This is a genomic window from Phreatobacter sp. GW821-FHT04C01 (assembly GCF_059420385.1).
In genome coordinates, this window is record NZ_JBWKTP010000006.1 from 218,986 (window position 1) to 238,799 (window position 19,814).

Consider the following 19,814-nt stretch of genomic DNA (forward strand, 5'->3'; position numbering starts at 1 on the left):
TCAGGCCGCCCCGAACAGTTTGCGCAGGTCGACGATGCGGCTGAGCACGGCGAGCAATCCGCCGATGACCACCAGCAGCGTGGCGGCGAGCATGGTGCCGACACCCCAGCGGACGATCTCCAGGATCTGCACCTTGATATATTCGGCGATCATCAGGGTCTTGCCGCCGCCGAGGATGGCCGGCGTGACGAAGAAGCCGAGCGAGAAGATGAAGACCAGGATGCCGGCGCCGACCACGCCGGGCGTCGACAGCGGCAGGAACACCTTGCGGAAGGCGACGCCGCGGGTGGCGCCGAGGCCGCGGGCGGCGGCGATGCAACGCTGGTCGATGTCGCGCATGTTGGCGTAGATCGGCAGGATGCCGAAGGGCAGCATGTAGTGGATCATGCCGATCATCACGCCGGTCTCGTTCCAGATCAGGTTGAGCGGCGTATCGATGAGCCCGGTCGAGATCAGCGTGTTGTTGATCAGTCCCTCGCGGCGCAGCAGCACGAACCAGGCGAAGGCGCGCACCAGGACGGAGATCCACAAGGGCACCAGCACGCCGAGGAACATCCAGCGCTGCACCCGCTCGCTGGCATGGACCAGGGCATAGGATACGACATAGGCGAGCACGAGGGTGATCAGCGTGGTGGTGACGCTGATCCGCGCGGTGGTCCAGAGCATGCGCTGGATCGAAGCGCTGGTCGCCAGCAAGGCGAAATTGTCGATGCCCGGTTGCGGCTCCGTGACGCTCATCCAGAGCACCCGGGAAATGGGATAGATATAGAACACCACCATCATGACCAGGGCCGGCATGATCAGCAGCCAGTAGCGGCCGGTCGCGCTGAAATGCAGGCGGCGCGGCGGCGAAGGCATCGGCCGGGCGGCGGAGGCGGTCATTGCTTTGAAATCCGGGATTTCGGTCACGACGAGGCCTTGGCGGCGCGGCCTTGCGGAGCCGCGCCGCCGGCGGTGGCTCAGGACGAGATGAAGTCGAGATAGGCCTGGAAGGTCTTCGAATGGTTCTCGATGTACCAGGCGGCATTGATCTTGGCCTGCACCGCGGCATTGGCGGGATCAGCCGGGTTCATCGACCGCTGAGCCTCGGGAACCAGGGCCTGCGCCGCCGGATTGGACGGGCCGTTGCCCATCGCCGCCAGCAGTTTCACCTGGCCCTCGGGCTGCTGCATCGAGGCGATGGCCCGGAACGCTTCGGCACCGGCCGGATTGCCTTTCGGCACCACCCAGAGACCCGGCTGCAGCAGGCCGTCCTTGAAGGTGAAGGCGATGCGATTATTGGTCTCGGCCTTCAGGATATTGGCGCGGGTGTGCCACAGCAGGCCCATGACGCATTCGCCGTCGCGCATCAGGCTCTGGCTCTCGGCGCCGCTGTTCCAGTAGAGCACTTCCTTCTTGATGGTCGCGAGCTTGGCGAAGGCGCGCCTGGTATCGAGCGGGTAGAGCTTGTCGATCGGCACGCCATCGGCGAGCAGGCAGAGCTCGAGCATGGCCTGGGAGTCTTTGCGCATCATGCGCCGGCCGGGATATTTATTCAGGTCGAAGAAATCGGCGAGCGTCGGCGTCTCCTTGACCTTGGCGGTGTCCCAGGCGAGCACCGAGGAGAACATGTAGTTCACCACGCCGTTGTCATAGGCGAATTCCGCCGGCACCTTGGTCTTGTCGACAATGCTGTAGTCGATCTTCTCGAGCGCGTTGCGCGGGCCCAGTTCGGCAAGCGTCGTGATGCCGGCGTCGCAAATGTCCCAGGTGACGTTGCGCGACTGCACCATGGTCAGGATCTTGCCGTTCAGCGGGCCGCTGCCGTCGAGCACGATGCGGCCGCCCTGGGCGGCGAAGGGCTGCACATAGGCCTCGTCGAAGGCCTTCATGGCGGCGCCGCCATAGTTGACGAGGATGACCTCCTTGCGCGCCTGGGCGAAGGCGCTGGCCGGCCCGAACACGGCCGGGGCCGCGGCAAGGCCCGCTGCACCCTTGAGCAGCGCACGCCTGGAAATGTCGAAAGTCGCGTTGCGTTTGGTCATGGCAAGGTTCCCATCTGTTCGTCTTGATCTTGATGCGATGCGTGAGGCTCAGCTGTCGGCGACCAAAGTGCCGGCGTCGCGGTCCCAGCCGAGGGTCACCGGCTGGCCGGCGACCGGCGGCTCGCCGTATTTCCAGGTCGGAATCACCATGGCGATGGCGCCGAACTCCAGCGTCTCGACCACCAGGCGGAACTGCGAGCCGAAATAGTTCCATTCCGAAACGATGCCCTTGAGCAGGTTGTCGGAGGTGGCCGCCGCCCCGGCGATCGCGATCTTTTCCGGCCGCAGCGCGATCACCACGTCATGGCCGACGGCGGGACGTTCGTCCTCCGGGCAGGCCTGGGTGATCCTGACGCCTTGATGGGTCAGGGTGAAACCGCCGGCGACATGGCTTTCGACCTTGCCGCGCAGGAAATTGCTCTTGCCCAGGAAGTCGGCGACGAAACGCGTCGCCGGACGATCGTAGAGCTCACCCGGAGCCCCCTGCTGAACCACTTTGCCGTCGCGCATGACGACGATGCGGTCCGACATGGAGAGCGCTTCGTCCTGGTCGTGGGTCACGTAGATGAAAGTCAGGCCGACACGCTTGTGCAGGCGCTTCAGCTCCTCCTGCAGCTCGGCCCTGAGCTTCTTGTCGAGCGCGCTCAGCGGTTCGTCGAGCAGCAGCAGATGCGGCGTGAACACCATGGCGCGGGCGAGCGCGACACGCTGCTGCTGGCCGCCGGAGAGCTGGCGCGGATAGCGGTCGGCGCGCGAGGCGAGCTGCACGAGGTCGAGCGCAGCATCGACCTTTTCCTTGATCTCTGCCGCCGGCCTTTTGCGCACCTTCAGGGGGAAAGCGACATTGTCCTGGACGGTCATGTGCGGAAACAGGGCGTAGCCCTGGAACACCATGCCGAAATTGCGCTGCTCGGGCGGCAGGTGGCCGATGCTGCGCCCGTCGAGAAGGATGTCGCCGCGATCGGGCTGAACGAAGCCGGCGATCGACATCAGAAGGGTGGTCTTGCCCGAACCGGAGGGCCCGAGCAGCGTCAGAAATTCACCGCGCCGGACCGCCAGCGATACGTTATCGAGCGCAGTAAATCCTCCGTAGAATTTACTCAGGCTGTCAATATTCAGATCATGACCAATTTGAGCAGCCGCAGTCACGCTTGCTATACCCCGCTGTCGTCATTTTTTGTTTTGCGACCATCTTTCGACGCGAACGCGGACCGCCGCGAAACGCCTGATAGTCTTGCTGCAACATGAAAAGTGTGGCCGAGAGCCTGCGGCGCAACAATCATCTAATTTGCACATGAATGGTGTTTTTTTTGAACGATTGGCGCCGTGTCATGCAGCAAATGTTGCGCCCGTCGGCAACGGCCGGAGCGGATGCAAAACGCCCGCGCGCGACATCCGCACCGTCAGGGGCGGGTCGCGCGCGGGCGCCTGGCGGATGGCTTGGATCGACCGACGGGCGCATTCAGCCCCGCCGGCCGGGGGCATCAGGAGGCGAGCGCCGCCTCGAGAATATCCAGCCCCTCATCGACCACCGTTTCCTCGGCGGTCAGCGGCGTCAGGATGCGAATGGTATTGGCGTTGGTGCCGCAGGACAGCAGGATCAGGCCGTTCTCGTGGGCGAACTGGACCACGCGCCGGGTCGCGTCGGCATCCGGCTCGGCGCTGCCGCGATCCTTGACGATGTCGAAAGCCACCATGGCGCCGAGACCCCTGATATCGGCGATCGGCATCAGGCCGTTGCGCATGCGCAGGCTTTCGAGCCGCGTCTTGAGGCGGGCGCCGAGCGCCACCGCCCGGTCGAGCAGCTTCTCTTCCTGGAAGATGTCGAGCACGGCGAGCGCCGCGGCGCAGGCGAGCGGATTGCCGGCATAGGTGCCGCCGAGGCCGCCCGGATCGGCTGCGTCCATGATCGCCGCCCGGCCGATGACACCGGAGAGCGGAAAACCGCCGGCCAGGCTCTTGGCGACGCAGATCAGGTCGGGCGTGACGTCGTAATGTTCCATGGCGAACATCTTGGCGGTGCGGCCGAAACCGGTCTGCACCTCATCGGCCACCAGCACGATGCCGTTCTCGTCGCAGAGCCGGCGCAGCGCCCGCATCAGTTCCGGCGGCGCCTGGTGAAAACCGCCCTCGCCCTGAACCGGCTCGATGATGATGGCGGCAACCCGCGAGGGGTCGACATCGGCCTTGAAGATGTAGCCGAGATATTTGAGCGAATCCTCGACGCTGACACCAAACTGCTCCACCGGGAAAGGCACGTGCCAGACATCGGGCAGCGAGGGGCCGAGGCCCTTCTTGTAGGGCACGACCTTGCCGGTCATGGCCGAGGCCATGATGGTGCGGCCATGGAAGGCGCCGGTAAAGGCGATGACGCCGGAACGGCCGGTGGCGGCGCGGGCGATCTTGACGGCGTTCTCGGTCGCCTCGGCGCCGGTGGTGAAGAAGGCGGTCTTCAGCGGCCCCTGGATCGGCGCCATGGCGTTCAGCCGTTCGGCGAGCGCGATATAGGGCTCATACATCAGCACCTGGAAACAGGTGTGGGTGAAGCGCTGCATCTGCTCACTGACCGCGGCCAGGATCTTCGGGTGGCAGTGACCGGTATTGAGCACGGCGATGCCGCCGGCGAAATCGACATAGCGCTTGCCCTCGACATCCCAGACCTCGGCATTGCGGGCGCGTTGCGCCGAGATCGGCGTGACATGGCTGACGCCGCGGATCACGGCGTCCTGACGGCGGGACAGCAGTTCGGCATTGGTCGACATGGAACATCCAGTTCAGGCGATGGGCCTCGAACGCTAGGAGCCCGGATGTCGAGGGACAATCAGCTTATTCGGCACGCATTGCTGCATCAGATGCACCGGTCGCGGCCCCGCTCTGCAGCGCGTCCTTCAGCCAGCGGCGCAGCACCACCAGCTCCGGATCGGCCCAGCGCTTGGCGGCGGCGACGAAATAATAACCGCCGAGGCTGACGGCATGCGGGCTCATGTCGACCAGCCGGCCGGCGGCGAGATCCTCCTCGACCAGCAGCGAATTGGCGAGGGCGACACCCTGGCCCTGCCGCGCCGCCTCGATGGTCAGATGGGCATGCCAGAGCCGCGGTCCGCGCAGGATCGGCAGGTCGGAAACACCGGCATATTCGAACCACTGTTCCCAATAGAGCGTCGAGGCCTCGTGGATCAGCGGCAGCTTGAGGAAGTCCGCCGCCTCGGTCACCACCGGAAAGCGCGAGCGGAAGGCGGGACTGGCCACCGCATGCACGCTCGGCGCCGCCAGCAGTTCGGTGCGGACATTGGGATGGGTGATCAGCATGTTCATGTGGATCACCTCGGCATCGGCCTCACCGCGGGCGAAATCCGGACGCGACAAGGTCGGCTGCAGGAGAATGTCGTAATTCGGCAGACGGCTCTGCAGCAGCGGCAGGCGCGCCAGAAGCCGCTGATTGGCGATGCCGGGAATGCACCAGATGGTCAGGCTGCGCCGGGTCGACGGGCGGATATCCTCATTGGCCTGGCGCATGATGTCGAAGGCACGGCTGATCTGGGCGTGGAAAGCCTCGCCCGCCGAGGTCAGCAGCAGGCCCCGCCCATGCGCCTCGACCAGCGCCACGTTGAGATCGAGCTGGAGATTGCGGATGTGACGCGAGACGACGGTCGGGCTGACCGCCAGTTCATCGCTTGCGGCCTTGATGCTGCCGGTGCGGCCGACGGCTTCGAAAGCCCTCAGGGCGTTGAGCGACGGTAGGCGCATCGACCAGCGGGCTCCTTGCAGCACGGCCTCTTGGCGCATGACCTAGCCGGAATTTTCCGCGCGGGCTATGGGCGAGGTTGTCACGCGGACGTTCAAGGCCTCGCGCGCATGCCAGGGCGCCCGCATTCCGGCCGGCCGCCGGTGTCATGAATTTGAGACACAGGGTCTGCTAGCCAGGACTTTTGATCATTGCCTGGTCGATCAGATGCCATTGCCGACAGCCGACGGGACAGTCGTCCGGACATTGCTGGTTCTCTCGGTGGCGCAGGTCGTCGGCTGGGGAACCGTCGGCCTTCCCGCGATCCTCGGCCGCCAGATGGCCGGCGACCTTCACATGGACCTGTCGACGGCCTTTGCCGGCAGCTCGGTGCTCTATGTCATGATGGGGCTCTGCGCGCCGCTTTTGGCCCGGGCCTTCACGCGCCTCGGCGCGCGCCAGGTGATGATGGCGGGAACGCTGCTGGCGGCGCCGGGCTTCGTCGTCATGTCGCTCGCCCATGGCCCTGCGGCCTATTTCGCCGCCTGGACGATCCTCGGCGCGGCCGGCAGCGCGAGCCTGTCGACGGCCGCCTATATCATGCTGAACGAGATCGCCGGGCAGAAGGCGAAAAGCGCCATTGGCGCTCTCATGCTGGTCACCGGGCTGTCCAGCAGCATCTTCTGGCCGCTGACCTCGGTCCTTGCGGACATGGCGGGCTGGCGTGGCACATGCCTCGTCTATGCCGGCATGATGCTGCTCATATGCCTGCCGCTCTACGCCTTCGGCCTGCCGCGCCGACCAGCCGCAAGCAGCGCCCCGGCGGCGATGTCCGGCCCGGCCGCCGGCCCCCCGCGGCCGGTCAAGCGCGGGACCTTCTCCCTGATCGTCTCGGCGGTCGCCTTGAACAGCTTCGTCACCTTCGGCTTCGCGGCGGTGATGATCGAATTGCTCAAGGCGGCGGGCCTGCCGCCGGCCGAAGCCCTCGCCTTCGGCTCGGCCCTCGGGGTCATCCAGGTAAGCGCCCGCGGCATCGACTTCCTGGGCGGCGGGCGATGGGACGGCATCACCACCGGGCTCATTGCCGGCCTCGCCTTGCCGACCTCCATGCTGCTCCTGATGACCGGAGGCGGAACCTATTGGTCGATCGCCGCCTTCATCGTCCTCTATGGCCTGGGCAGCGGGGCTCTGGCCGTGGCACGCGCGACCATCCCCTTGGTGTTCTACGACAAGGCCGACTATGCCAGGGCCTCCTCGCACATCGCCTTGCCGCTGAACCTGATCTCCGCGCTGGCACCGCCGGTCCTGGTCGGGCTGCTCGGGCGTTCCGGGACGCAAGCCCTGCTCGGCCTTGCCATGGCGTGTTCGTGCGGCGCGCTGCTGATCCTGCTCGTGCTCGCCCGCCGCCGGCCGTCGCTCGAGACGGTTGCGACCAGTTGATGCCAACGGCATGCTGCTCTTGATCGAACCCTTGTCTTACGGCCGGGTTTCGCGACGGGAGAAGATTCCGTGTCCTTGCCGCGTTTTGAGACCGAACGTCTTCTGGTTCAGCCGCGCTCGATGCGCGACTTCGAGGCCTGCCTGGCGATGGACCGCGATCCGGACGTGACGCGATATATCCCCGGGCCCTGGAATGACGCTGCGCAGCATGAGCGTTTCCTGAGCGAGCGGATTCAAATGTCGTTCGGTTCCGGCCTGGGATATTGGTCGATCTTTCCCAAGGATCGGCCCGATCAGTTTCTCGGCTGGATCCTGCTGATCCCCTATGACGGCGTCGGCCCGGAGATCGAGATCGGCTGGCGGCTGAACCGGCTTGCCTGGGGCAAGGGTTATGCAAGCGAGGCCGCCCGCCCGATCGTCGCACACGCCTTCCGAACGGCGGGCCTCAGCCGGATCGTCGCCGATATCGACGCGGCCAATTCACGCTCGACGCACGTGGCCGAGAAGATCGGCCTGCGCCTGGTCGGCCATGGCAGGCAGGGGGATGTCGCCTGCAAATGTTACGTGATGACGCGGGACGATTTCAGTTCCGCCACGCGGCAAGAGGCCTGATCCGGGCAAGAGGTCCATGGCGGCTCATCCGGGGCCCTGCCCGTCAGACCACTCATTCACCGACAGCGACGCCGTTGAGCGCCTCTGCCCGCAGGTTTGCACGCAGCCGTCGCCGGCCGGTCCGCCGCCTCAGGCGGCGCCGCGGTCCGCGCGATAGACGCTGGGCTCGATGTCGGGCGCGCGGCCGGACAGGAGATCGGCCATCAGCCGGCCGGAGCCGCAGGCCATGGTCCAGCCAAGCGTGCCGTGACCGGTGTTCAGGTGCAGGTTGGCGTAGCGCGTAGCGCCGATGATCGGGGTGCCGTCCGGCGTCATCGGCCGGAGGCCGGTCCAGAACTTCGCGCCTTCGATCCTGCCGCCGCGCGGGAAGAGGTCACCGACCGAATGTTCGAGCGTCGCGCGCCGGCCGGCATGGAGCGTCAGGTCGTAGCCGCCGAGCTCGGCCGTGCCGCCGACCCGGATGCGGTCGCCGAGCCGCGTGATGGCGACCTTGTAGGTCTCGTCCATGACGGTCGAGACGGGCGCCGCCTCGGCTTCGGTGATCGGCAAAGTGAGCGAATAGCCCTTGACCGGATAGACCGGGATGTCGATGCCGAGCGGGCGCAGCAGCAGCGGCGAATAGCTGCCGAGCGCCACGATGTAATTGTCGCCCAGGATCCGGCCGGCGCTGGTCTCGACGCCGGTGATGCGGCCCCCCTCGCTGGCGAGCCGGTCGATGCGGATGTCCTGGCGGAATTCGACGCCGAGTTCGGCCGCCTTGGCGGCGAGCGCCTGGGTGAACATGTGGCAGTCGCCGGTCTCGTCATGTGGCAGGCGCAGGCCGCCGGCGAACTTCTCGCTGACCAGCCCGAGCGCCGGTTCCGCCGCCACGCAGCCGGCGCGATCCAGCAGTTCGTGGCCGACGCCAAATTCCTTGAGCACCTCGATATCGCCGCCGGTGCCGTCGAGATCCTTCTGCGTCCGGAACAGCTGCAGGGTGCCCTGGCTGCGATGGTCATAGGCGATGCCGGTATCGGCGCGCAGCGCCATCAGGCAGTCGCGGCTATATTCGGCCAGCGCCACCATGCGGCTCTTGTTGACCCGGTAGCGCGCCGTGGTGCAATTGCCGAGCATGCGCAGCATCCAGATCCACATGGCGGGATCGAGCTTCGGCCGGACCACCAGGGGTCCGTATTTCATGGTCAGCCATTTCACCGCCTTGGCCGGCACGCCAGGCCCGGCCCAGGGCGAGGAATAGCCGGGCGAGACCTCGCCGGCATTGGCGAAGCTGGTCTCCAGCGCGACACCCGGCTGCCGGTCGACGACCACCACCTCATGGCCGGCCCGCGCCAGATAATAGGCGCTGGTGACACCGATCACGCCGCCGCCAAGAATGACCGTCTTCATATCGCGCCTCTGACCACCGACCGGTGCCCCCTGATGCGCGAGACAATATGAGTTGAAGCGTCGAATGTGCTTGATTTTGGCCGATCTTTGTTCGAATTCATCATCATCGACGCAATGAAATTCGATAATTTGGCAGAGCATGTCACACGCCCTGGATGCCCTCGATCACCGCATTCTCCTGCTCTTGCGCGCCGACGGACGCATGACCAATGCCGACCTCGCGGCGGCGGTCGGATTGTCGGCCTCGGCCTGCCTCCGGCGGGTGAAGATGCTGGAGGCGAGCGGTGTCATCAGCGGCTACACGGCGCTCATCGATCAGCGCCTGTCGGAGAACATGGCGGTGGTGATCGCCCACATCACGCTGGAACGGCAGACCGAGGACTATCTCGCGCGCTTCGAGGCGGCGATCCGCAAATGCCCGGAGGTGCGCAAATGCGACCTGATGACCGGCTCGTCGGACTATCTCGTGCGTGTCGAGATCACCCATGCCGCCGATTACGAGCGGGTGCACAAGGACGTGCTGTCGCGCCTGCCCGGCGTCTCGCGCATCCAGTCGAGCTTCGCCATTCGCAGCGTGATCTGAGGGCCGTCCGGCCGTTCAGCCGAGCCGCACGACATGGCCTTCGCGGGGGTCGCCGCCATTCGCGTTGAGCGCGGCGATCACGCCCTGCGCCGCCTCGAAGCCGCGGGCCTCGACCACCGTCAGCCAGGGATGAGACTTGTCGGAGATCCGGGCGATGAAGCTCTGCTGGGCGGTGTTGAAGCGCGCGTTGACGACGGCCGGTCCCCAATCGGCATTGCGCTTCTTGATCTGCACCGGCGCGAAATAGAATTGCGGCGCCGGCCCCGGCAGGTCCTGGGCTTTCAGGAATTCCGTATTGGCGGCCGAACCGGCATAACAGTCATAGACCAGCGCCGGGCCGAGATGATGGTGGATGCGGCCGCGCAGCGCCTCGTCGCCGGAGAAGTCGACATAGAGCGTCGGGACAGCCTTATCGAGCTTTTCGACGTCGTCATAGCGAGCCACCCCGTCATAGCAGCCGAGCTCGCGGACGAAACGCTCGTTGCGCCCCGAGGTCAGCCCGAGGCGCTCGATGCCCCTGCCCTCGCCCTCGGACAGACAGAAGGCCGTGCCATAGGCGGTCTTGCTCGACGCGCTCGAGATGAGAAGGCGCCGGGCGCCGAAGAAGCCGTTGTCCTCGAGAAAATCGGCCAGCATGAAGGAGGTGATGAACAAGGGCCGGATCAGCGCCTGATAGCTTTCCAGCGCTTCGGCATGGACGGGATCCTCGCTGCAGCGGCCATATTGATTATAGGCGGAGGTCAGCGCCTTGCGGTGCGCGCTGCCGTCGTAGAAACCCCGGCCGGTGACCCGTTCGGCCTGCATGCGGATGTGGCTGGCGATCGGGTAGTAGCCGTAGAAGCGCTCGCCGACATCGATGCCGGCGACGCCTGACGACACCACGTCGGCAAAGCCCCAGGCCGGCATGTGGCCCCAGCCCGGCCGGCCGGTCGGGAAGAAACCCCAATAGCCCATGGCATCGCCGAAGGCGGCATAGGTGATGTTGTTGGTGGTCAACGCCAGGCGGTCGATCCGCAGCAGGACCTCGCCCGGCGCGGCCTCGGCGCTCTCCTCCCGGGTGGCGATCAGCGAGCGGCCGAGATCCTGCTTGTCGGTCAAGAGAAGCGTGACGGTCAGGCGGTCGGTCATGCTAGCCTCCAGGCGCCGGTTTCAGATCCCGACCGAAACTAGCAATTAGCCGAAACTCCTGGGTTCGGTTTCCCGATGACGCGTCACGAAGCGCCAAAAGCCCTGCCGAAACCGCTGAAACGGCCCTCGCAGGCCCGCGCCAAATTCACCGTCCAGGCGCTCTACGACGCCTTCGTTCGGATTTGGCGGCGCGACGGTCCCGCGGCCGCCACCACCAAGGCGGTGGCGGCGGAAGCCGGCTTCGCGGTCGGCACGGTCTATGACTATTTCCCGAACCGCGAGGCGCTGTTCTCGGGTTATGTCCGTCACTGCCTGGAGCTGCTGCTCGGGCGCATCGACGCGCAAGTGATCGCGCCCGCCGGCCTTGCCTGGGAGCAGCGGCTCGCCCGGCTCGTCCGCATCACCGCCTGTGCCGATCCGGACGCCGCCTATTTCGACGCCGCCATGCTGGCGCGGGAACACGAGGTCGCCGAGCCGAAACATCACCGCCGGTTCTTCGACGAGCTGACCGCCAAGTGGACAGAGGCCATCCGGTCCTGGCCGGATCTCGATCCCCAGCCGTCCGACTTGACCATCCGCACGCTCTGCGTCGCGGTCTGGGGCTCACGCCGCTATGTCCTGCTGGTCGACCCACCGGCCGAGACGCTGGGCGACTGGGTCACCGCACTGGAGCGGGGCGCCCGCCAGGCCTTGCGGGCACCGCCCGACTAAGGGCGCGGTGCTCATCGGCCGGCCGGCCCGCGAGACTCGCGCAAGAGCACGAACGCTTCAGGAGCCAGTGTCCGCACACATCTTTCAGACGAGCCTGAATGCGTCGCCCTTCGAAATTCCGCGCGGGAAGCACCACTTTTCACCTCTCCCCGGCGGGGAGAGGTCGGCCGAAGGCCGGGAGAGGGGGCGAAGCGGGCGACGAGATGTCACCATGCGAAACGCGTAATGCATTGTTCCGAAGCCGCAACTCCCCCTCTCCCGGCGCTCCGCGTCGACCTCTCCCCGCCGGGGAGAGGTGAAGAGAGGATGGTGGTTCCGGCGCGAGATTTCGCCGGGCGACGCATTCAGGCTCGTCTGAAAGATGTGTGCAACCTCTCCCCGCCGGGGAGAGGTAAAAAGCGGCGGTTCGAGCGCATCGCGCCCTACAGCCTTTGACCACCACTCGCATCGATGCTCTGGCCGGTCACCCAACCGCCCGCGGCGGAGGCGAGGAAGCCGACGACGCCGGCAATGTCCTCGGGCTGGCCGACCCGGCCGAGCGCAACGGTGCGGGCGATCTGAGCGCTGGTCTCGGGATCGCGCGCGCCTGGGTTCATGTCGGTGGCGGTCGCCCCCGGCAACACGGCATTGACGGTGATGCCGCGTGCGCCCAACTCGGCGGCGAGCAGCCGGGTCAGGGCTTCCAGCCCCGCCTTGGCCGGCGCATAGACGGCCATATCAGGATAGGCCGCGCGGGTCCCCATCGAGGACAGGTTGATGATCCGGCCGCCGTCGCGCAAATGCGGCAGCAGCGTCCGGATCAGGAAGAACGGCGCCTTCAGGTTGACCGTCAGGATCCGGTCGAAATCGGCCTCACTGACATCGGCGATCCGGGCGCGCCGGCCGATGCCGGCATTGTTGACCAGGATGTCGAAACCGGGCTCGCCGAAACGGCCGGTCAGTTCGCGGCCGAAGCTCTGCGCAAGCGAGGCCGGGCCATCGGGACTGCCGAGATCCGCCTGCACGGCAAAAGCTGAACCGCCGGCCGCCGCGATGGCCCCGACCGTTTCGGCAGCCTCGGCTTCGCCTGACTTGTAGTGGACGGCAACGGTCGCGCCGTCACGCGCGAGCCGCAGTGCGATGGCACGTCCGATGCCGCGGCTCGCGCCGGTCACCAGCGCAACGGGTCGAGTCGAGCGGGTCATTGTCGATAGCTCCGTCAGCGCGACCAGGCCTGGCTCGCCTCGAGCGCGCGCGCCCGTTCGATCAGCGCCCTGCGATCGATCTTGTTGGTGCCGGCCCAGGGCAGGTCGGCGAGAAACTCGACCCGGCGCGGATGCTGGTAGGCCGGCCCGTTATCGATGGTGAAGCGCTTGATCTCGTCGACCGCGATGGCGCCCTCGGGCCGCCGCACGATGAAGGCGACCGGCACTTGGCCGCGCTCCTCGTCGGGCAGCGGCACGACCGCTGCCTGCTGTACCTGCGGATGGCGCTCCAGGAGCTTCTCGACCTCGCCGGGATAGATGTTCTCGCCCGAGCAGACGAACATGTCGTCGGCGCGCCCGACGAAATAGTAGAAGCCGTTCTCGTCGCGGCGGAACACGTCGCCCGAGCGATACCAGCCGGTGTCGAGCACCTTGGCGCTCTGCGCCGGCAGGTTGAGATAGCCCGGCGTGACCGCGGGATTGCGCATCAGCAACACGCCCTCGTCCTCGGTCGGGCCATCGACCAGGCGCACCTCGCCGCCGGCCAGGGGATAACCGACCGCGAGCGGCGGCTGGGCAAGCCCCTGGGGGTGCGGACCGAACACCGCGGGGCCTGCCTCCGTGGTGCCGAAGCCATTGGTCACGGGGATGCCGGGAAAGGCTGCGCGGATGCGCTCGATCAGGCCGAGGGTCAGCGGCGCCGAACCCAGGCGAATGCGCTTCAGCCGCGAGAAGTCGCGCCCCGCCAGCGCCTTCTCGTCCTTGACCACGCGCGCCAGCATGGTCGGCACCGCCATGACATTGGTCACCTCATAGCGCTCGAGCGCGTCGATATAGGAGGGCGTGTCGAAACCCGGCAGATAGACCACCGAGCCATTGGTGGCGAAGACGCTTTTCGACTGGAACAGGCCGTTCATGTGGAACAGCGGCTGGGCGATGATCGACCGATCGATCTCCGGCACCGTCGCCGCGGTCAGCGTCTCGAGCGCCCAGAGCTGGCCCGCATGGCTGAGCGGCACGCCCTTGGGGCGCCCGGTGGAGCCGGAGGTATAGAGGATTTGGCCGATCTCGTCCGGCTCCGCCGGCACCGTCTCGAAGGCACTCGGCACGACACGCGCGGCAAATCCCGCGCTGCTTACGTCGTCGAAGTCGACCACCGGCACCGTGTCCGGCACCAGTTGCCGGCGTGGCCCGTCGGTGAAGGCGAAGGCGATACGCGAATCCTCGAAGATATAGTCGATGGTCTCGCGCGGCAGTTTGGTATTGACCGGCACGGCGACGAAACCGGCGCGCATGATGCCGAAATAGCTGATGATATATTCGGCGCGGTTGAGCGCCAGGATCGCGATCGCCGCGCCGCGCGGCAGGCCGGCCTCGGTCAGGAGCCGGGCGACACCATTGGCATGGGCGTCGATCTCCGCATGGGTCCATTGGCGCGGCGCGGCCTGGTCCCTCAGGTCGATCACCGCGATGCGGTCGAGATCGCGTGAACGGTCGACGAGATCGCCGAGATTGGTCCAGCGTGACATGGTGGCGAGGTCCTTGGGGGTTGAGGGTCAGGCGTCGAGCGGCTCGGCGGCACGGTGGGCCGGGCTCTCGATCGGCGTGGCGATATCGAAATGGCAGGCGACCGCGCGGCCCGGCCCGCGGCGCTCGAGACGCGGTGCCCGTTCGCGGCAGACGGCCTGGGCCAGCGGACAGCGGGCGTGGAAGGCGCAGCCCTTCGGCGGGGCGAGCGGGCTCGGCAATTCGCCTTCGAGGATCTGGCGACGGCGCGTGCGGGCGAGCCTGGGATCGCCCACCGGCGCCGCCTCGATCAGGGCGCGGGTATAGGGATGGGCGGGCGCCGCGAAGATTTCGGCCGCCGGTCCGCTTTCGACGATGCGGCCGAGATACATGACCAGCAGGCGGTCGGCGATGTGCTCGACCACGCTGAGGTCGTGGGAAATGAACAGGTAGGAGACGCCGAACTCCTGCTGCAGGTCCTGCAGCAGGTTGATCACCTGGGCGCGCACCGACACGTCGAGCGCGGAAACCGGCTCGTCGCAGATGAGCACCTTGGGATTGAGCACGAGCGCGCGGGCAATGCCGACGCGCTGGCGCTGGCCGCCGGAGAATTCGTGCGGGTAGCGGCCGGCCGCGCCCTGGGGCAGGCCGACCTTGGCCATGACCGTCTCGACCCGTTCGCGGATCTCGGCGCGCGGCCGGCCGGCGACGATGAGCGGCTGGGCGATGATCTTGCCGACCTGGTGGCGCGGATTGAGCGAGCTGTAGGGATCCTGGAAGATCATCTGGACATGCGGGCGCAGCGGCTTCAGCGCCCGCGCGTCGAGCGTCGTGATGTGCCGGCCCTCGACCGCGACCGTGCCGCCGGCGATCGGCACCAGCCGCATGATCGCCTTGCCGAGCGTCGACTTGCCGCAACCGGACTCGCCGACCAGACCGACCGTTTCGCCAGCATTGACCTCCAGGCTGACATCACTGACCGCCTGGACAATGCCGCGCGGGGTCGGAAAGGCGACGCTGAGCTCACGCACCGACAAGAGCGACATGGCGCTGGCCCTCCTTTTCAGCCACGAAACAGGCGACGCTCCGGCCGCCGCCGTGATCGGCGAGGCGCGGCTGTTGGGCCCGGCAGCGGTCGATCGCCTGCGGGCAGCGATTGGCGAAGGCGCAGCCGGCCGGCAGCGCATCGAGGCCCGGAACGCTGCCGGCGATCTCGACCAGCCGGCCGCGCTTCAGCCGCGTCGCCGAGGGCGTCGCGCCGATCAGGCCGCGCGTATAGGGATGCAGCGGCCGCTCGAAGATGTCGTCGACCGGACCTTCCTCGACCTTGCGGCCGGCATACATGACGATGACCCGGTCGGCGGTTTCGGCGACCACGCCGAGGTCGTGCGTGATGATGACCAGCGCCATGTCGGTCGCCGCCTGCAGGTCCTTCATCAGCCGGAGGATCTGGGCCTGGATGGTGACGTCGAGGGCGGTGGTCGGCTCGTCGGCGATCAGCACTTTCGGCCGGCAGGCGATCGCCATGGCGATCATTACGCGCTGGCTCATGCCGCCCGAGAGCTGATGGGGATAGTCGTCGAGCCGGCGCTCCGGATCGGGAATTCCGACCTGGCGCAGGAGGTCGAGTGCGCGCTCGGCCGCTTCCGCGGCGCTCACCGAACGGCGCCGGCGGATCGCCTCGACGAGCTGGCTGCGCACCGACACGACAGGGTTGAGCGAGGTCATCGGATCCTGGAAGATCATGGCGATCTCCCGGCCCCTGACATCGCGCATGGCGCGTTCGGAGAGCTGTGTCAGGTCTTGCCCGCCGAGCGCGACGGAACCGCTCGCGATGCGCGCCGGCGGATCCGGTAGGAGCCGCATCAAGGCGAGCGCGGTCAGCGACTTGCCGCAGCCGGATTCTCCGACGAGCGCCACCGTCTCGCCGGCATCGACCGAGAGCGAGAAGCGATCGACCGCTTTCAGCCGGCCGCGCCGGGTGACGAGCTCGACCTCGAGATCGGTGACGGTGAGTGCGCTTGCCATCACCGGTCCCTCAGCTTGGGATTGAGCGCGTCGTTGAGCCCGTCGCCGATCAGGTTGAGCGCCAGCACGGTGAGCATGATGGCAAGTCCGGGCACGGCGCAGATGTACCAGGAGGTGCGGATCAAGGTGCGGCCGTCGCCGATCAGCCCGCCCCAGCTCGCGACATTGGGATCGCCGAGGCCGAGGAAGGAGATCGAGGATTCGAACAGGATGGCGCTGGCGATCACCAGCGACGACAGGATGATGACCGGCGGCAAGGCATTGGGCAGGATCTCGCCGACGATGATGCGCCAGTCGCTCATGCCCATGGACCGGCAGGCCTGGATGAATTCCCGGTCGCGCAGGGAGAGGAATTCGGCACGTGTCAGCCGGGCGATCGGCGTCCAGGTGACGATGCCGACGGCCATGGTGATATTGCCGATGCTCTGGCCGAGGATCGAGACGATGGTCAGGATGAAGATGATGTTCGGCACGGTCTGGAACAGCTCGGCGAAGCGCATCAGCACTTCGTCGACCCAGCCGCCGAAATAGGCCGCGGTCGCACCGACGGCGACGCCGATGCAGGTCGCGGTGAGGCTGGCGAACAGGCCGATCATCAGCGTGGTACGGGCGCCATGGGCGACCATGGCGGCGATGTCGCGGCCGAGCGAATCCGTGCCGAGCGGAAAGCGCGGATTGACGAAGGGCCAGATCTCCGGGCGGCCGACGATGCGCAGCGGGTTGCGCGGGAACAGACCCGGCGCGACCAGTGCGAAACCGATGACAGCCAGGATGACGAAAAGGCCGGCGAGCGCCGCGCGATTGCGGCCGAAACGCCTGAAAAAGTCGAGAAAGGGGGACATGATCTCGCTCGCTAGCGGGCGCGAATGCGCGGATCGAGCTTGAAATAGGCGAGGTCGACCGCGGCATTGGCCAAGGCGACGATCAGCGAGGACAGCACCATGACGCCGAGCACGACGGGGTAGTTGCGGCTCATCACGCTGTCGAGCATCAGGCTGCCGATGCCCGGCCAGCTGAACACCGCCTCGACCACGACGCTGCCGCCGACCACCGTGCCGAGCTGCAGGCCGAGCAAGGTCACGACAGGCAGGAGCGCATTGCGCAACACGTGCTTGATGACCACGCCGGCGGTCGACAGGCCCTTGGCGCGGGCGGTGCGGACGAATTCCAGGCGGAACACCTCCAGCATGGCCGCGCGCATGACGCGGGCATACATGGCGGCATAGAACAGCCCGAGCGAGACCGCCGGCAGCAGCAGGTGGCGGCCGACATCCAGCGTGTCGGCGACGAGGCCGCCGGGCCCGCCAATGGTGCGCATGCCGCCGACCGGCAGCCAGCCGAGCTTCACCGCGAACAGCACGGTCATCATGATGCCGAGCCAGAAGGTCGGCGCGGCGAAGAAGAACACCGCGCCGAGCGAGATCAGGTTGTCCCAGATCGTGTTGACCTTGACCGCGGCGATGACGCCGGCGGTGACGCCGATGATCAGCGCGATGGCGATGCTCGCCAGCATCAGGATCACGGTCGCCGGCAGGTGATGCAGGATCACCTCCAGCACCGGTGCGTTCTGCCGGTAGGAAAAGCCGAAATCCAGCGTCAGCACCGACCAGATATATTTGCCGAGCTGGACGATCGCCGGCTGATCCATGCCGTAGAGCACGCGCAGCCTTTCGATCAGCGCGGGATCGCTGACCTGCTGCTCGGCCGTCATCACGTCGAGGAAGCTGCCCGGCGCGAGCTGGATCAGCGCGAAGTTCAGGACGATGACGCCGAGCAGAAGCGGCACGATCTGGGCGAGGCGCCGGAGCAGGATACGTCGCATGGCCTGTCTCCCGCCTCAGCGGTCGAGCCAGACATTGCCCCAGCTTTCGCCCATGAAATCGGCGAGCTCGGAGTGGCCGCGCACGTCGGCGCGGGCAACCGTCACCGACTCGATCTCGACCAGCGAGGTCCAGGGCAGGTCGGTGGCGATCACCGTCTGCAGCTCGTGGGCGAGCGTCACCCGCTTCTTCGGATCGATCTCCACCGAGAGCCGGGCGACGATGTCGTCGAGCTTGGGGTTGGAATAGCCGTTGGCATTGCGGAAGGCGGCCCCCTTGAGGATGCCGTCGGTGGTGTAGAACTGGGTCCATTGCGGCACCAGCTCGACCGCGCCCGAATTGTTCGACAGCGCGATGTCGTAATCGTAATCGGTGTAGATGCGCTTCAGCGAGGTCGCGCGGTCGGGAATGGCGAGATCGACCGTGATGTCGATGTCCTCCAGCGCCTGTTTGACATATTGGCCGAGCTTGACGTTCTCCTCGAACCAGCCGGCGGCCACCACATTGAGCTTGAACCGCGAACCGTTCTTGACGGGATAGCCGGCGGCATCGAGCAATTGTCCGGCCTTCCTGATATCGAAGGGATAGGCCGGCACATCCTTGTTGAAGAACAGCTTGTTGCTGCTCGGGACCGGCCCGATCGCCGGCTTGGCCAGGCCGAAAAAGATCGTCTCGGCGATGAAGCTGCGATCGATGGCGTGGTTGATGGCGCGGCGCACCTCGGCGCGCTTGACGATGTCGCGGCGCGAATTGAATTCGATCGACGAGACCCAGGCCGAGTTGTCGTAACCCTTGGTGGTGGAGGCGAAACGTCCGGTGGCCCCGAGCCGCTTGATGTCCGGCGCCGGCGTCGGATTGAACACGCCGATGTCGAGCTGGCCGGCTTCGAAGGCAGCCGATCGCGACGCCGGATCACGCCACCAGCGGATCACCAGCCGGTCGAGATAGGGCAGCTGCGGGTCCCAATAGCGCTCGTTGCGGACGAATTCGACATGGCTGCCGCGGACCCATTCCTTGACCTTGAACGGGCCGGTGCCGACGGGGGCGTTGTTGACCGGGTTGGTCAGGATGTCGCGGCCGTCATAGAGGTGCCTGGGGATGACGAGAGCCGACTTGCCGGCCAGGATCGATTTCAGGAAGAAGTCCGGAACGGCCGCATCGAAGGAGAGCCGCACGGTGGTGGCATCGACCGCCTCGGCGGCGACCAGCGCCTTCAGCGCGACACCGGCAGAGATCGGCTTCCAATAGTTCAGCGCGTTGAACACCACGTCGTCGGCGGTGAACGGCTTGCCGTCGTGCCAGGTGACATTGGGACGCAGCTTGATGATGTAGCTCTTGAAATCTTCCGACGCCGTCACCTCGAGCGCCAGCACCGGCTCGAAGGCGAGATCGTTGTTCAAGCGCAGCAGCCGCTCATGCACTTTGGTCGAGGTGAAATAGGGGCTGGAACCGCCGCCCGGCGGCACGAACAGCGATTGCGGTTCGAAGCCGCCCCAGGTGGCGGTCAAGGTGCCGCCACGCTTCGGCGCGACGCCGGCGCCCTGCCCGAAGGCCAGGCTGTGACCGCCGATCGCGGAGGCGAGGATGCCGCCGGCGGTGGTGGCGAGCAGGTTGCGGCGGGAGAGGCTGGACATCGGATCACCTTTCAAATCGGTCTGGACATGCGGC

The 19,814-nt window shown here is 66.7% G+C and carries 18 protein-coding genes; 4 read left to right on the top strand and 14 right to left on the bottom strand.

The features are described from left to right. From AC07WJ_RS23155 to AC07WJ_RS23175, 5 genes are all read right to left on the bottom strand, one after another. Positions 1-882: an ABC transporter permease gene (locus AC07WJ_RS23155; RefSeq protein WP_494937027.1), complete on the bottom strand. Its 882-nt coding sequence runs from the start codon at positions 880-882 to the stop codon at positions 1-3. Between the two features lie 77 nt (positions 883-959). Beyond that, the gene (locus AC07WJ_RS23160; protein ID WP_494937028.1) at positions 960-2,024 is read right to left on the bottom strand and encodes an ABC transporter substrate-binding protein; all 1,065 of its coding nucleotides are present in this window, start codon (positions 2,022-2,024) and stop codon (positions 960-962) included. 48 nt (positions 2,025-2,072) lie between these two features. Further along, the gene (locus AC07WJ_RS23165; RefSeq protein ID WP_494937029.1) at positions 2,073-3,173 is read right to left on the bottom strand and encodes an ABC transporter ATP-binding protein; all 1,101 of its coding nucleotides are present in this window, start codon (positions 3,171-3,173) and stop codon (positions 2,073-2,075) included. 335 nt (positions 3,174-3,508) lie between these two features. Continuing rightward, a complete protein-coding gene (gene gabT / locus AC07WJ_RS23170; RefSeq protein WP_494937030.1) occupies positions 3,509-4,786 on the bottom strand; it encodes a 4-aminobutyrate--2-oxoglutarate transaminase in 1,278 nt (425 codons plus the stop codon). 64 nt (positions 4,787-4,850) lie between these two features. Further along, positions 4,851-5,771, bottom strand: a complete 921-nt coding sequence (locus AC07WJ_RS23175) for a LysR substrate-binding domain-containing protein (RefSeq protein ID WP_494937031.1) — start codon at positions 5,769-5,771, stop codon at positions 4,851-4,853. A 205-nt stretch (positions 5,772-5,976) separates the two neighbouring features. On the opposite strand from AC07WJ_RS23175, the gene AC07WJ_RS23180 reads away from it, so the two are divergent. Continuing rightward, entirely contained in the window at positions 5,977-7,188 is a 1,212-nt protein-coding gene (locus AC07WJ_RS23180; RefSeq protein WP_494937032.1) for an MFS transporter, read from the top strand. Positions 7,189-7,257: 69 nt separating this feature from the next. After that, entirely contained in the window at positions 7,258-7,800 is a 543-nt protein-coding gene (locus AC07WJ_RS23185) for a GNAT family N-acetyltransferase (protein ID WP_494937033.1), read from the top strand. A 129-nt stretch (positions 7,801-7,929) separates the two neighbouring features. On the opposite strand, the gene AC07WJ_RS23190 is transcribed toward AC07WJ_RS23185, so the two are convergent. After that, a complete protein-coding gene (locus tag AC07WJ_RS23190) occupies positions 7,930-9,186 on the bottom strand; it encodes a D-amino acid dehydrogenase (RefSeq protein WP_494937034.1) in 1,257 nt (418 codons plus the stop codon). A 139-nt stretch (positions 9,187-9,325) separates the two neighbouring features. Here AC07WJ_RS23190 and AC07WJ_RS23195 point away from each other — a divergent pair, with 139 nt between their 5' ends. Continuing rightward, positions 9,326-9,769 carry an Lrp/AsnC family transcriptional regulator gene (locus AC07WJ_RS23195; RefSeq protein WP_494937035.1) on the top strand — a complete coding sequence of 148 codons (444 nt, stop codon included), beginning with the start codon at positions 9,326-9,328 and terminating at the stop codon, positions 9,767-9,769. Positions 9,770-9,784: 15 nt separating this feature from the next. Here AC07WJ_RS23195 and AC07WJ_RS23200 read toward each other — a convergent pair whose 3' ends face one another. Then, positions 9,785-10,897 carry a DUF2855 family protein gene (locus AC07WJ_RS23200; RefSeq protein ID WP_494937036.1) on the bottom strand — a complete coding sequence of 371 codons (1,113 nt, stop codon included), beginning with the start codon at positions 10,895-10,897 and terminating at the stop codon, positions 9,785-9,787. A gap of 75 nt (positions 10,898-10,972) precedes the next feature. On the opposite strand from AC07WJ_RS23200, the gene AC07WJ_RS23205 reads away from it, so the two are divergent. After that, positions 10,973-11,608 (top strand): TetR/AcrR family transcriptional regulator, encoded by a 636-nt coding sequence (locus AC07WJ_RS23205; protein WP_494937037.1) that lies wholly within the window; start codon positions 10,973-10,975, stop codon positions 11,606-11,608. A gap of 422 nt (positions 11,609-12,030) precedes the next feature. Here the strand turns inward: AC07WJ_RS23205 and AC07WJ_RS23210 are convergent, their stop codons facing one another. The 7 genes from AC07WJ_RS23210 to AC07WJ_RS23240 are packed head-to-tail and all read right to left on the bottom strand — an operon-like array spanning position 12,031 to position 19,780. Continuing rightward, the gene (locus AC07WJ_RS23210) at positions 12,031-12,792 is read right to left on the bottom strand and encodes an SDR family oxidoreductase (protein WP_494937038.1); all 762 of its coding nucleotides are present in this window, start codon (positions 12,790-12,792) and stop codon (positions 12,031-12,033) included. A gap of 14 nt (positions 12,793-12,806) precedes the next feature. After that, the gene (locus AC07WJ_RS23215; protein ID WP_494937039.1) at positions 12,807-14,321 is read right to left on the bottom strand and encodes a class I adenylate-forming enzyme family protein; all 1,515 of its coding nucleotides are present in this window, start codon (positions 14,319-14,321) and stop codon (positions 12,807-12,809) included. A 27-nt stretch (positions 14,322-14,348) separates the two neighbouring features. Then, positions 14,349-15,344 carry an ABC transporter ATP-binding protein gene (locus AC07WJ_RS23220; RefSeq protein WP_494937040.1) on the bottom strand — a complete coding sequence of 332 codons (996 nt, stop codon included), beginning with the start codon at positions 15,342-15,344 and terminating at the stop codon, positions 14,349-14,351. After that, complete coding sequence (locus tag AC07WJ_RS23225) at positions 15,322-16,326, bottom strand: ABC transporter ATP-binding protein (protein WP_494937041.1); 1,005 nt, start codon at positions 16,324-16,326, stop codon at positions 15,322-15,324. The genes AC07WJ_RS23220 and AC07WJ_RS23225 overlap by 23 nt, the downstream gene beginning before the upstream one ends. Next, positions 16,326-17,168 (bottom strand): ABC transporter permease, encoded by an 843-nt coding sequence (locus AC07WJ_RS23230; RefSeq protein WP_494937042.1) that lies wholly within the window; start codon positions 17,166-17,168, stop codon positions 16,326-16,328. Before AC07WJ_RS23230 ends, AC07WJ_RS23225 begins: the two co-directional genes overlap by 1 nt. An 11-nt stretch (positions 17,169-17,179) precedes the next feature. Further along, complete coding sequence (locus tag AC07WJ_RS23235; protein WP_494937043.1) at positions 17,180-18,148, bottom strand: ABC transporter permease; 969 nt, start codon at positions 18,146-18,148, stop codon at positions 17,180-17,182. Between the two features lie 15 nt (positions 18,149-18,163). Further along, positions 18,164-19,780 carry an ABC transporter substrate-binding protein gene (locus AC07WJ_RS23240; RefSeq protein ID WP_494937044.1) on the bottom strand — a complete coding sequence of 539 codons (1,617 nt, stop codon included), beginning with the start codon at positions 19,778-19,780 and terminating at the stop codon, positions 18,164-18,166. Positions 19,781-19,814: the final 34 nt, after the last annotated feature.

What these genes read in the sequence shown, in the direction of transcription:
- AC07WJ_RS23195 (WP_494937035.1), top strand. Translation starts at nt 9,326, where the DNA reads ATGTCACACGCCCTGGATGCCCTCGATCACCGCATTCTCCTGCTCTTG.
- AC07WJ_RS23190 (WP_494937034.1), bottom strand. Translation starts at nt 9,186, where the DNA reads ATGAAGACGGTCATTCTTGGCGGCGGCGTGATCGGTGTCACCAGCGCC.
- AC07WJ_RS23220 (WP_494937040.1), bottom strand. Translation starts at nt 15,344, where the DNA reads ATGTCGCTCTTGTCGGTGCGTGAGCTCAGCGTCGCCTTTCCGACCCCG.
- gabT (WP_494937030.1), bottom strand. Translation starts at nt 4,786, where the DNA reads ATGTCGACCAATGCCGAACTGCTGTCCCGCCGTCAGGACGCCGTGATC.
- AC07WJ_RS23215 (WP_494937039.1), bottom strand. Translation starts at nt 14,321, where the DNA reads ATGTCACGCTGGACCAATCTCGGCGATCTCGTCGACCGTTCACGCGAT.
- AC07WJ_RS23235 (WP_494937043.1), bottom strand. Translation starts at nt 18,148, where the DNA reads ATGCGACGTATCCTGCTCCGGCGCCTCGCCCAGATCGTGCCGCTTCTG.
- AC07WJ_RS23210 (WP_494937038.1), bottom strand. Translation starts at nt 12,792, where the DNA reads ATGACCCGCTCGACTCGACCCGTTGCGCTGGTGACCGGCGCGAGCCGC.
- AC07WJ_RS23205 (WP_494937037.1), top strand. Translation starts at nt 10,973, where the DNA reads ATGACGCGTCACGAAGCGCCAAAAGCCCTGCCGAAACCGCTGAAACGG.
- AC07WJ_RS23175 (WP_494937031.1), bottom strand. Translation starts at nt 5,771, where the DNA reads ATGCGCCTACCGTCGCTCAACGCCCTGAGGGCTTTCGAAGCCGTCGGC.
- AC07WJ_RS23180 (WP_494937032.1), top strand. Translation starts at nt 5,977, where the DNA reads ATGCCATTGCCGACAGCCGACGGGACAGTCGTCCGGACATTGCTGGTT.
- AC07WJ_RS23230 (WP_494937042.1), bottom strand. Translation starts at nt 17,168, where the DNA reads ATGTCCCCCTTTCTCGACTTTTTCAGGCGTTTCGGCCGCAATCGCGCG.
- AC07WJ_RS23155 (WP_494937027.1), bottom strand. Translation starts at nt 882, where the DNA reads ATGACCGCCTCCGCCGCCCGGCCGATGCCTTCGCCGCCGCGCCGCCTG.
- AC07WJ_RS23200 (WP_494937036.1), bottom strand. Translation starts at nt 10,897, where the DNA reads ATGACCGACCGCCTGACCGTCACGCTTCTCTTGACCGACAAGCAGGAT.
- AC07WJ_RS23240 (WP_494937044.1), bottom strand. Translation starts at nt 19,780, where the DNA reads ATGTCCAGCCTCTCCCGCCGCAACCTGCTCGCCACCACCGCCGGCGGC.
- AC07WJ_RS23160 (WP_494937028.1), bottom strand. Translation starts at nt 2,024, where the DNA reads ATGACCAAACGCAACGCGACTTTCGACATTTCCAGGCGTGCGCTGCTC.
- AC07WJ_RS23225 (WP_494937041.1), bottom strand. Translation starts at nt 16,326, where the DNA reads ATGGCAAGCGCACTCACCGTCACCGATCTCGAGGTCGAGCTCGTCACC.